The organism is Winogradskyella sp. ABM4_392 (genome assembly GCF_056160445.1).
Window position 1 is genome coordinate 417573 of record NZ_JBSWXE010000002.1, and the last position, 13456, is coordinate 431028.

The window sequence follows — 13456 nt, forward strand, 5'->3', positions numbered from 1 at the left end:
TTTAATGGTGAATTTTACATTGTATTTTCAAAAAAAAGCTATTAGAAAAACATGACTCCTGAAGCCAAAAAGAAATGGATTAATACACTGAAATTCTTTGCAGCCTATCTGGTTGCGGCATGGACCTTTCTTCAGTTTGTAGATTGGATTTTAAACCGTTACAACATATCTCCACATTGGGTAGATATTTTATTGTGGTTTTTTATTGGTATTAGTCCATCGTTACTTATCTACTTTTATCACCAAGAGCGTTTGAGTAAAAGAATTGTAAAACTGAGAGAAAAAATTCTTATTCCTCTTAATTTTATTCTACTCTTCATAGGTCTTTATTTTGGTTTTGGTAATAGTGATTTGGGCGCCACAACAAAAGAAATTAATTATACAGACGAGTCTGGAAAAGCACAGACCAAAACTATAACTAAGGAAGAATTTAGAATTGGTGTACCTATTTATGGATTTAAAAATCTAAGCAAGGACAAATCTATAGACTGGATGCGATATGGTATTGGAAGGCTCTTAGAAGAAGACTTAAGTCAGAACAAAAGCCTGAGTCCAGATTTTTCTTTCTACACAGACACTTCTACAAAGATTGAAGAGTCAACTATTTTTAATGACTTTTATATTGATGGCAGCTTTAAAAAAGAAGGAGAAAACTATAGTATTACTGCTTACAAGCGAAAAGCAAACAATGGAAAAATATTAAAAGAAAACACTTTTACAGGCAAAGATCTACTACCACTTATTGACGAAGTCTCTTTGTTTGTAATAGAAAATTCCGGCTTTGTTGAAAGTAAAGAATTACGCTATCTAGATTATCCTATCAATGAATTTATGAGCGATTCTTTAGAAGCTGTTAGAGAGTTTATTGAAGGTAACTACAATAAAGCTGTAGCTATAGACAAAAGGTTTGCATTGGCTTATTTAGAATATGCAAAACGCTCATTACGTGTCAGTAGAGGAAAACTAGAAGTACAGGACTTAGCAGACAAAGCTTTTGAATATAGAACACGATTGCCTTTACAAAAGCAGCTAGAAGTTTACATACAACGAAATTTAGCTTATGAAAATTTTGATGAGGCTACAGAGCAGGTAAAATTACAATTAGAGGTTGATCCACATAACGAATTTTACAACGACGTACTTTTTAGCATTTACGGTGAAACCAAACAAACTGACAAGTTTTATGAATCTTCTTTTAAATTATTTGATATTGACCAAAATGCTGATACAGGCACCAATCTAGCCACAGCAGCCTTAGTAAGTGGTAATGACGATATGCTAATTGAAGAGATTAAAAAATATGAACTTTTAAGCCCAAATTTGAAACTCTTTAGACTTCAACCATTAATTTTTAAGGGTAACATCAAAAAGGCAGAAAAACTTTTAGAGGATATCAAATCACTTTATCCTTACACAAAGTATAGAGCACAGGCATATGATACTGCCATTGCTTACCTTAAGAAAAAAGGCTATGATATCTCTAGATTAAAGAAGTTTGAAGGCACTTACAGAGCAAGCTTTAACGAGCAAGAACAAATGTATTGGATAGAAAACAACCGACTCATACAGTATGTTAAAAATCAAACTATGCAAGCATTTTTTCCTGCAGGAGAAAACTCTGCTGTATCTGGTTTTTTAAATGATGGTGTGGAAAAATGCGACCTCATACTCAGTGATTCTGGTAAGCCTATTGGGCTTGATTTTAATCAAATTAATTACAATAGCACTAACTCTTATTGGTACTGGAAAGAAGATGAGTCAATACGAAATGCACATAAAGCATTTGATGATGGCGACTTTGAAAATGCTTTAAAGCTTTATGAAAAAGCACAAGTAGAAAATCCCAAACATGGTTATATACCCAATATAATTTCATATTTAAAGTACATTAAAGACAATGACAAAACCACCATATTAAAGCAAAATGAATCGTTTTCTGGTGATTATGGTCCAAGGAAGTTTTGGATAGAAGATGGTAAGTTTTATTACAAACGAAAAGACAACAAGACCGAGTTAGCTAAAGTAGAATTACTCCCAATTTCAGAAAATCGATACATGGATTTAACCCGTTTGGGCACTATTATGGCATTTGAAAAAGAACCATCTGGTAAAATGGCCTCAAAGAGCTATAGCTTTATTATCGGGAAAGAGCTAAAATTTGAATGGGTTCACAACTCTGGAGACAACGCCAATGTCACTAACTATTTTCTAAAAAACGATTAGGCTAATTTATACTTTTTTAAAGTTTAAATTGTAGCCCAAATACAATCCTTAGCTGTGTGTTTTTAAAATTTTGAGCGTTATTATCTATAGGCTTTTCGAAATAGTTATAGCTTGGCTCTAAAAACAACACAGTCTTTTTGGATAAATAGTAAGAAAAGTTGGTGCTTAAAGTAGCTCCAAAAATAGTATTGTCAACACCTATGTTTTCACCTATTTCTTCACCATTGAGGTAAGCCTTATTGTCGGATATAAAATTAACATTACCACCAACACCAAGTAATACATCATATTTTTCCTTAGCAAGTAGCTTATAAAAAACCTCTAAAGGAACCTGTACATAATCGAGCTGTTGCTGCAAGGTTCCATTCTCACTAAATTCATTAAATGATGCATCATTGCTAGCTAACTCTGTTGAACCAAAGAACACTAAAGACTCATCACTTACAATGGTCTGACCTTCATTAGACGATAGGGATCCATCAGCTGTTGCATAAGCAATATTATTTACTTGTTGACCTAAATTATTCTTCCCAACACCTGTCTTTATCTGTACCTTATCTGATATTGAATAACCCACTTTAAAAGCATACACAAAATCATTTTGGGCACTCGTATTTACAGATGTTTGCTGAAAAGATGCGTCTGAAGCTGTGTTAGATAATCCTCCTAAAATTTCTACTGACCATTTAGCACTATTTGCAACATCAGTATTTACAGAATCCTTTTCTTTACTATGTTCTGCCATTGACTCTTCGTACAAATCTAGTTTTACAGCTGTTTTATCAGTTGTAATAGAATCTACTCCAGCAATCACAGTCTCTTTACTTTTTTCTATTAAGCTTTCTTTTTTCCTTAATAAATTAGGAATGAGCTCACTATTTTTATCTTGCTCAGATCTAATATTATCTCTGCTTTTACCATCAATAGTTTTAGCTATTTTACTTTTGTTACTTATGTTTTCTTTAAATAGTGATTTATTCAGCTTATTCTCTTCATGATTATTTTTTGATTGCTGTGAAGTTTCACTATTTACTAATTGGCTCTTATAGCTTGACTGCTGTAAAGCTTTATTTGTAGTTTTTATTATTTCTTCGATAGAATCTTTACTTGTTTTACTAGTAACAATTTCATCATTAATTGTATCAGATTGATCTGTTACATTATCTGTTTCATCATTTGGTTGCTTTGTGCCTGAAATCTCTTCAACCGGTTCATTAATCGGTATATTAACACCATCATTTCCTGGCTTAAAAAATGTATATGCTAACATCAACACCAATATTGCTGCTGCTGAGCCCCAAAGCCAAAAGGCTGCTCTACGTTTCTTTTTTGGGTGTAACCTAGCTTCTATATTATCCCACAGCTCTTTTGGAGGTTCCTGAGCAAAGGACTTTAGTTCGCTATATATCTCTTCTATATTATCCTTCTTCATGATACTTTTTTACTTGTTTCCTCATTTATTTTTAATCGCAACAAATTTTTTGCTCTACTTAATAATGACTTAGATGTGCCTTCCGCTATATTTAATTTTTCAGATATTTCCTTATGGCTATAACCTTCAAAAACAAAAAGATTAAAAATCATTCTATAATTATCTGGCAACTGCTGTATGTGCTTTATTAATTCGTTTTGTGTTATTGAAATTCTGTTATTCTCACTTGTATTATCATAATTATCTTCAATTTGAATTTCAGTATTCACAGCAATATGTAATTGACGCTGCTTCTTACGCAAAACCTCTAAGGCCTCGTTTACAAAAATGCGTTTTGCCCAACCTTCAAAACTTCCCTTAAATTTATATTGATCTATCTTTTGAAAAAGTGTTATAAACGCATCCTGAAAAACATCATCTGCTTCGGTTTTATTCTTCATATATTTTAGACAAATACCATACAATACAGGTGAAAGCAGCGTGTATAATTCGCGCTGCCCTTCCCTATCTTTCTCAATACATTTTTGTACGAGTATACGAAGTTTATTATCCAAGTTGGTATTAATCTAGATGTTTACTATAAGTAATAAATTTATTAATATTTACTATTAAACAATCAATAACCATTTCATATTAAGAGCATTAGAACAAAAGAAACATATTTTGTTCTAGAACTGAACAGTTCCTATTAGCTCCAACCCGAAGTTATCTGTATAATTAAATTGGTGAATTACATTTTCTCCAACAGAGATAAGATGTGACGAAAGTGGTATAACATCTTTTGAATCTACATTATAAGTGTTTTCTAAAATTATGTTACTTGGATTTGCAGCATTAAACACATTAATACCATCATCATTACAGACGTAGAGAATATTATCTTTTATTCCTAAACCATAAGGGCTTGATAAAAAGTAAGTAGAATACTCTACTGGAGATGTAATATCAGAAACATCGATAACATTTACCTGATCGTCTATAGCACCACAACTATTGCCACCTCTCACTGTAATGTAAGCTGTATTTTCCTCTACAACCACAGGATCGCAACCTGTTGCGTGCAAAAATGACGATGTATAGGCTGGATTAAATTCATCCTGAAGTCCAACGATATGCATTCCGTTTGTAGCACCAATAAACATGTAATCTTTTCTGATAAAGGTAGTCTCTAACACAGCACCTCCAAACCAGCCTTCCATCCAGGTTTCTGAAACCTGAGTTATAGCATTATAATTACTGATATCAAAAGTTAATAATGAATAATCGTTGATAGTATACAAGGCATTATTGAAAATTTGAAATTTGGCATAAGAGCCTCCAACACCTACTTCATTTGATAAAACAGCTCCATCAAAATTTTCCCATCCCCAAAAAATATCGTCATTAATGTTATAGATATTTGGATCGTTTTCTACAACTGTTCTTTCCATTTCTACTGTAGTGTATCCTGCAATAAACTCATCTTCTGAAGTTGAATACTCACCACTTAAAAAGTAAGACACATCACTAGGAAAGTCTGCATAAAACGGCAACATATCTTCTTCTGTATTAACCAATTGAATGTTTGACACATTACTAATATCAAAAACCACTAAGTCCATATAATTATCTGCATAAAGAATATCGTTCTTTACAGAAATATCATTAACACCTTCTAACTGAATAAATGCTAAATTTATAGGTGAAGCAGGATTTTGATTGTTAAAGATATGTATACCTGAGTTTTGTGCTATATAGAACAACAAATCTGCATAAACATATATTTTTCCATCAGAATTTGTGGGCTGCGCATCTGTAACTGCTATTGAATTTCTAAATTCTGATTTAGATTTTATAACAGGAATTGTTACAGTAACAGGATCTAATAATCCCTCATCATCATTGTTACAATTGGTTAATTGCAAACACACTGTAACAAAAAGAACTAAAGGTAAAATCTTATGCTTCATAATATTGGTTTTCTTATAAGATGAAAAAAACACAAAAGGTTGCAGTGATTTTAAAAAATAATCTCTCGAGCTTCTCCGTGAAAAATTTATTACCACTATTAATATAACGAAACTAATTAATCTGTAAAGTTTAATTCTAAACTATTATCTTCATCAATAAACATTAACTCTGTTGAATCATATAAATCATAAAACTCTTCAAACTCTTCTTTTGAACTAGATATTGGGATTTGCTTAATAGCTTGTGACGTTCTAAACAATGATGGATCTATATACTTATCTACCATATACAAAATGTCATCTTTAACAATTAGAGTGTAAACTCCATCAAAAGTCTTTTCAAAATAAAAAACACCACTCTTCATTTTTATACCATCAAATTCTGATTTATGCTCATTTTTATCAGGTCCAATCGCTGTATAGTCATAACTGTAGTCTTCTTTTAAAAAATCTATTTTTTGAATGTAATCAGTATAGCTAATATTACTAGCATCGTATTTGTCTCTTAAAGTCTTAGTTGTTATTTTTTCTGGTGTTATTTCATAAAATCCCTTATAATCGCTTAATAGTTTCTGCACTACCTCACCTTTTCTTACTCTATAGTATTGTTTCCCTGAAAAGTTCTCAATTAATAATTCTCCATCATAAGGCATCTCATCACGGAATTGTAATATCATTTTATTCCGTAAATTTTTAAACATGTGATCAGGATCGTAATAGGATTCTATGCGTTCTAAACTCCCATTATCATAAATTAGTTTATTGGCTAACAAATAATGTTCGGTATTAGGTGTTTCTTTTCCTGCTTTATTAAAAAATCTTTTTTTATAATTCTCTACATTCAAAAGTATTCCATCTTTAAACTCAATAATGCATAAATCGGCGCCAAGAGGATAATATATATTATTTTCTAAAATTTTCTTATTTCCCCAACGACTTCCCAAATATCTCCCGTCTTTTTTAGTCTTATTATATCTATAAGCAACTCCACTTAAGTATCTGGTAATTATTTCATCACCATCAATGATTTCTGTTTTTGTATCGATATAAGTACCTTTTAAATACTCGCTTTTATATTCAGCTTTGTACCATAATTCACCGTTACTATATTTTTCAATAGTCTCTAGCTCTATTGAATAAGCAGACACATCGTAGTTTACGATATGACCAGAAAAAGGTTTACCCTCTTTATATACACATGTTACATGCTTACCCTCTATGGGATCGTAAAATGTACTTTCACCGTTCCAATCAAAATCTTTAAATACTATGTTATTTATAGACAAAAACTCTTTCTTTTTAACTTCCTCATCATACTCAACTTCGAATTTCATATCGACATTTATATCTTCATACTGGGGAGATTTAAACATTTCATAACTATCCGTAGTCAAGGATTTTGTGATGTAACCATCTTGATTTCTACCACGCGTTGGATAAATCGACAAACTAGAACCATAGGTATCACATTTAAATTCTCCGATCTTTTTACCATTATCGTCGTAGTTTACAGAGGTATACTCGTCTGAATCGTCTAATTGGGCTTCAAATATCTTAACACCATCTTTGTTGTAATTTATGATCTGGTGAGGAAAGAAATAAGAATCATCAACATCATCCTTCTTAAAAAACTCTTTGTAATCTAATGATTCGCTTTCATCATCTCTATAATACTCAACTGTTTTAGTAGTTGGTTTAAAATATGCCTTTCTTTTAAGGCGTTTAGATTTGTATAAAGAACTTCTATAACCATCAGTAAGCTTGTCTTCTAAGCCAAAGCCATAAATATTACTTGGGTCTGGATTAATATATTCACTTATTATGGTGCCATCCTCTTTATATTCTCTTGTGAATCCTGATTTCTCGTCATAGAGTCTATATGGTACACCATAACTGTAATATTGATTAGTATGCAATATTTTACCATCTTCGAGATATGTTATCACGAAGCTTTGCCCTTCTTCTATTGGTTTTACATAACTAAACCCTAAGACAGCAGTCGCATCAACACCTAATATAAATGATCCTGAATTACCATCGTTTTCTGCTATTAATTTACCATCAGCGGAAAAATATTTTGACGCTCCAGTTTCAATCTCCGTAACCAGAAAAATATTCCCATTTTTATGATAAATATGATATTCAAAAGCATTGCTTTCCTTATTTCGCTTCACATCAGCTATAAGCCGACTTCCCGAATATAAATTTAAAAATCCGTCTGTGATGGTACTGTTCTCAGTATACAATGTAGAAACCACCTTGCCGGTTTTGAGTTCAGTGGTAGTTATTTTGTTGCCCTCTTGCTTGGTTTTGTAGACCGATTCATCAATATTAAGATCTGCCATAATCTGTTTCTCTACATTAAATAAATCTTTAAATGAAAAGTCAGATTCTGATTCTTTAATCGTCTTCTTTTCTATATCATCTGGAAGGTTAAAATTGATATAACTATTTTTTACCTCAATAACATTAAGATTATTGTCGAATCTATCAATTTCGAGGAACTTATCGTTTCCATAATAAGCAATATACTCTAATGCGCCATTAGGATGAAAGTAATGGATCTCACCATGCTTTATGTTACCATCAAAGTCAATAAAGGTCCCTGACATTTGAAGTGTACCATCTAGATAATAATCTTCTATGAGGAATAAATCATCACTTTTTTTTGGTTTTGTTCTGTAATAATGTGCTAATTTTTTATCCTCTAGGATTGTCCAATCATAACTATACCAGAGTGTATCATTTACATATTGATGTGTTGGTGGTGTTCTGAGACTTAAGTCTGGTGTAGGAATTTTTACCAGACTCATCTCTGGAGATTCTACCACGACTTCTTCAATAATTTGTGCATTCCCAAAAACTGAAAACATGCACACTAAAACAAAAATGTAATACTTTTTGATTTTCATTTAAAATGATACTTTGGGTTTAATATTTTATCCTAACCATCCTTCTCTATCCAAACTTCGATACTGAATAGCTTCGCTAATATGCGCTCCAGTAACATCATTTGAGCCTTCTAAATCGGCAATGGTTCTAGATACTTTTAAGATTCTATCGTATGCTCTTGCAGAAAGATTTAGTCGCTCCATAGCAGACTTTAAAAGCTCTAAAGAAGCGTCATCTAACTTGCAATACTCACGTATTTGCTTCGTATTCATTTGTGCATTATAATGTACGTTTTCTAAAGCTTCAAAGCGTTTGGTTTGTAATTCTCTGGCTGCGGTAACACGTTTTCTAATATCTACGGAAGATTCACCTTTTCGGTCATCAGAAAGTTTTTCAAAAGGCACTGGAGTCACTTCAATATGAATATCTATACGATCTAATAATGGTCCCGAAATTTTGCTCATATAGCGTTGCATTTCCGCAGGACTAGACGTTACAGGTGCATCAGGATCATTAAAGTAACCACCTGGACTTGGATTCATACTTGCAACCAACATAAACGAACTTGGATAAGTAACCGTAAATTTTGCTCTAGAAATAGTCACTTCTCTATCTTCCAAGGGTTGACGCATTACCTCTAAGACTTCTCGTTTAAATTCTGGTAACTCATCTAAAAATAAAACTCCGTTGTGAGATAATGAGATTTCACCTGGTTGTGGATAACTACCGCCTCCGACTAAGGCCACATTACTAATGGTATGATGTGGACTTCTAAAAGGTCGTTGCGCCATTAAACCAGTATGATCTTTCACTCTACCTACAACTGAATGAATCTTGGTAGTTTCCAACGCTTCATGCAAGGTCATTGGTGGCAAAATACTTGGCAAACGCTTTGCCAACATCGTTTTACCAGATCCTGGTGGACCGATAAGAATAATATTATGACCACCTGCTGCTGCAATTTCCATACAGCGTTTTATGCTTTCTTGGCCTTTGACGTCTGCAAAATCAAACTCAGGAAAATCTAGGTTTTTATAAAACTCCTCTCGTGTATTGATGATGGTTTGCTCTAAGGTTTCATCTTTATCAAAATGATTAATAACCTGCTTAATATTATCCACACCATAAACCTTAAGATCATTTACAATTGCTGCTTCTTTGGCATTCTGGCTTGGCAAAATAAAACCTTTAAAACCTTCTTCTCTCGCCTTTACTGCAATTGGCAACGCGCCTTTAATAGGTTGTAAACTTCCATCTAAAGACAATTCTCCCATAATGAGATACTCGTCTAAATTTTCTGCTTTAATTTGGTTAGATGCAGCTAGAATTCCCACAGCTAAAGTAAGGTCATAAGCCGAACCTTCTTTGCGCAAATCGGCTGGAGCCATGTTAATAGTAATCTTCTTTCCTGGAATTCTGTAACCGTTATTTTGCAAAGCTGCCGCAATACGGTAATTGCTCTCTTTTATGGCATTATCTGGAAGTCCTACTAAATGATAACCTACACCTTTATCTACATTGACTTCAACTGTAATCGTTGTAGCTTCAACACCAAAAACGGCACTTCCAAAAACTTTTTTGAGCATAAAGAATTGATTTGCTTAAATGTAGGAAAATTATAAAAACATCCTAAAAGTTTTTAAGTGAAAAACAATAACTCAGTATTATCCAAAAATTTCATCTCTAGCTCTAATAATTGCTTTTACATGATAATCCACAATTTTTTGCCGACCTTTTCTTGTATTTAGGATTGTTTTAAACTCGTCTAAGTTATCCATAAAGAAGCTTTCGGTTAAGATGGCTGGCATTTTGGTTTTGGTCAACACATAGAAGCGTCTTTCTTTGTCTAAATCACCATCAGAGAAGTCTGTTCGTAGTTTTCGGTCAGGGAATTTTTCTTTAAACGCTTCACCAAAAATAGTTGCTATCTTATCGCTTTTGGTATTTCCAGGTGAAGTGAATATTTCACTACCATGTCCTCCACCAGCATTACTATGAATACTTAAATAAAAACTTTTTCTTACAGGATATTTATTAGCGCGATTGACACGTGTTTCTAATCGTACATCGCGATATTCTGGAGCAATATTTACATAATTTATGTTTAACACTGTTAATTGCTCAATGATACCACCAACAATGGCTCTGTTAAATTCACCTTCGTAAATAATACCGTCTGCGTCCCAATCCTTGCGCTTACCTGGTGTGGTATATTCTCCATTTATGAGACCACCATGACCGTTATCTAAAAGTACTATCATATTTATAAATTATTTTTTCAACAACTTTAAAACTTTATTTATCTGTTCAGACATAATCTTACCTTTTATAGTATTATCATAATATTTGATAGTACTCTTACTAAGATGTCTTGCCAAAGTAGGCTCATAAGTACTCCAAACGGAACCTGTATCATTTAAATCTTCATCCAATCTTTTATTTTGAATGTCTAAAAACTCTTCTAATTCACCTCTTAATGTGTCACATTCAATATCACCACCAATAAAGTCTTCTACATCATTAATCATAACACGAAATGGCAGATAAACAGGAACGTATGTAATCATTCCATCGTCTTGCCAACCTTCTAACATATCGCTTAAATAGTTTGGTATCTTATCAAGATTTAAACCTGTTTTAATATCTGCAACTATATTGTCTTGTTCTATTTCATCAATAAAAATGTGCTCTGCATAGGTTTTTCCATTGGCTTTCATAGTTTTTTCAAACTCTTTGATGAGATACCATATATAGCTACTCTTTCCGTTGAGAATTTCGACAAAAACCTTCTTTCTATTATTAAATCTGTTGTCTTTCTGAAAGTAGGTATACAAATCCAAAGAACTTAAAAGTCCACTGTTGTCTATAGCTCCTGCATCTATGTAATGACCATAGCCTTTTATCTTGGCTGCAGGACTTAAAGCAGGAAATCTATTGGTTGACGATACTGCTTCATAAAATGCAATATGACCATCATTGAGCTGTGATAATTTATCTGAATTTGAAAATATATCACCTTCATAATCTATAGAATAAAACACGCCTCGCTTACCATTAGTTTTTGCTGTGTTAACAATTAACGAAGGGAAATATTTATTGTTAGTATCGTATATATTTTCTTTCCAATAGGTATTAAATGATGTGTTACTTAGAGTCATTGAGGTTTTATCTTCTAGAACATTCCTATAGTGAGCCATGGCATAGTATGAGCGATCTCTATATTTGCCCAACAAATGAAACGGCGCAAACTTTCTTACAAAATCGTAACCGAATGTAAATGCAACATCTCTTGAAGCAAAATTTTCACAGGCCACAGAATCTATGTCAACTGCAATAGCATTAAAGTCATTTGGATATTTACCGCTTAAAACAGAGTATAATGATAATCCCATCATGCCTCCTGAAGCTCCTGACAGAGAAACGGATTGATTAAAGAATTGACCTTCTGACTTTTTCTGAATTTCGTTAAGCACTTTCATGGTCCAAATATTTGCTTTTAGTCCACCACCATGAGCAGCTACGAACAACATGGATTCATTTTCTGGTACATTCTCTAAAATTTTGGATTTAAAAGCATCCATTTTAACAGAATTCTTTGTCTCGTCGATAGTTTCACAGGCTTCTCCATTGGTGTTAAACACTTCAAGTTCATGAGTGCTTTTTTCTGCATTTAATGATATAGCAACAATGATTAAAAACAGAATGGTTAAAACAGATGAAATACGACGTCTTCGCTCTGCAAACGTCTTTTGATCATCTAAATTTAAAAGTTTCTCTCGATTCTCTTTCTTTATGAGCATTGAGTTATTTAAATAGCCTGCAGAAGTAATTTTGGGCTTCTTGGTTCTTACTTTTAGTAAGTATTCCTTCTGATCTTTTAGTACATCTAAAACAAAATAGTACTTCAATGAACAGGCTAGAATGTAATAGATAATAAAGAAGCAGGATAATAAAATGAACATCGCATTAGCCAACCAAAAATTAAAGTAAACCGCTAAATTGGAATAAACCAAATGTGCAACAAGCACTAAGAAAACAACCAAATAAAACCTTAAATAACCTACACTATTGCTAATATGATAAAACTTAAATTTATAGGAGATAACATACACCCTAAACACTCGAAACAAAACATAAAGCATTGTGATTAAAAATGTCATTATTTGCAATAGCCAATAACCTTGTAAATTAAATTTTAGTAATGCTAAGGTTAAAATTGCAGCCAAAATCACCACGACCATTAAGACTAAAAGCGAAAAAGCACCTCTTTTTGTAAACTTCTTACGTTTATCATCAATACTATCGTACAAGGTTTTATTAATGTTTTTTGCGTTTCTTTTTCCTGTTTGATACCTATTAAGCATATATAACAGAACAATGAGACTCACTACTGGCACGATAGCCAAAGCGAAGGTCAAATACTTTGTAGCACCAATAATTTCTAGTGTTACAGCAAACTTCGGATAAAATGTTTGATAAATGTAGTAATGCCAAATTGAGAATATAACCAGCCCTAATACTTGCCTAAAAAATTTAGCCTTATAGTCCTGTTCATAATCATCATCTAAGCGTTTATAAGTAAAGATGTAATAATTGAGCCATAATTTATAGGCATACCATGAGTGGACATCCTTACTATTATTAATATCTTTTGAATAATAAATATATATTGGATAATGAGACAAAACTGCCGCAAAAAAGGATATAACCGCAAAGCATAAGACCAAGGATAACTTGTCTTTTTCAATCATATCTACTAATAATGTATTAGCTTGATCTAAGGACTGCACTAACAATAGGATAATAACAATAAAAGTAATGCTGAGATATGAAGACTTCAGAAACCTATCAAAACCAATGACTACATTATTGATAAACTCAATTGGTGGATAACTGGTATGCTCTTCTTTCTGAGGCTGATTTACCTCTGTAGATTGATTTTCGGACATGGCTTAAAAAT

At 32.6% G+C, this 13456-nt stretch carries 8 protein-coding genes; 1 reads left to right on the top strand and 7 read right to left on the bottom strand.

The genetic code is table 11. The annotated features are described in order from the left end of the window. The first annotated feature begins 51 nt into the window (after positions 1-51). On the top strand, positions 52-2223 hold the full coding sequence (locus ACXAFS_RS08020; protein ID WP_475306288.1) for a tetratricopeptide repeat protein: 2172 nt from the start codon (positions 52-54) through the stop codon (positions 2221-2223). A gap of 16 nt (positions 2224-2239) precedes the next feature. Here the strand turns inward: ACXAFS_RS08020 and ACXAFS_RS08025 are convergent, their stop codons facing one another. The 7 genes from ACXAFS_RS08025 to ACXAFS_RS08055 form a co-directional block, all read right to left on the bottom strand. Then, positions 2240-3655: a hypothetical protein gene (locus ACXAFS_RS08025; protein ID WP_475306289.1), complete on the bottom strand. Its 1416-nt coding sequence runs from the start codon at positions 3653-3655 to the stop codon at positions 2240-2242. Further along, complete coding sequence (locus ACXAFS_RS08030; protein WP_475306290.1) at positions 3652-4209, bottom strand: RNA polymerase sigma factor; 558 nt, start codon at positions 4207-4209, stop codon at positions 3652-3654. The genes ACXAFS_RS08025 and ACXAFS_RS08030 overlap by 4 nt, the downstream gene beginning before the upstream one ends. Before the next feature lie 114 nt (positions 4210-4323). Continuing rightward, positions 4324-5604 carry an LVIVD repeat-containing protein gene (locus ACXAFS_RS08035; RefSeq protein WP_475306291.1) on the bottom strand — a complete coding sequence of 427 codons (1281 nt, stop codon included), beginning with the start codon at positions 5602-5604 and terminating at the stop codon, positions 4324-4326. A gap of 116 nt (positions 5605-5720) precedes the next feature. Beyond that, positions 5721-8516 (bottom strand): hypothetical protein, encoded by a 2796-nt coding sequence (locus ACXAFS_RS08040; RefSeq protein ID WP_475306292.1) that lies wholly within the window; start codon positions 8514-8516, stop codon positions 5721-5723. A 27-nt stretch (positions 8517-8543) separates the two neighbouring features. Continuing rightward, on the bottom strand, positions 8544-10082 hold the full coding sequence (locus ACXAFS_RS08045; protein ID WP_475306293.1) for a YifB family Mg chelatase-like AAA ATPase: 1539 nt from the start codon (positions 10080-10082) through the stop codon (positions 8544-8546). Between the two features lie 78 nt (positions 10083-10160). Then, complete coding sequence (locus ACXAFS_RS08050; protein ID WP_475306294.1) at positions 10161-10757, bottom strand: N-acetylmuramoyl-L-alanine amidase; 597 nt, start codon at positions 10755-10757, stop codon at positions 10161-10163. A gap of 9 nt (positions 10758-10766) precedes the next feature. Beyond that, positions 10767-13445 (bottom strand): hypothetical protein, encoded by a 2679-nt coding sequence (locus tag ACXAFS_RS08055; RefSeq protein WP_475306295.1) that lies wholly within the window; start codon positions 13443-13445, stop codon positions 10767-10769. Between the last annotated feature and the right edge of the window lie 11 nt (positions 13446-13456).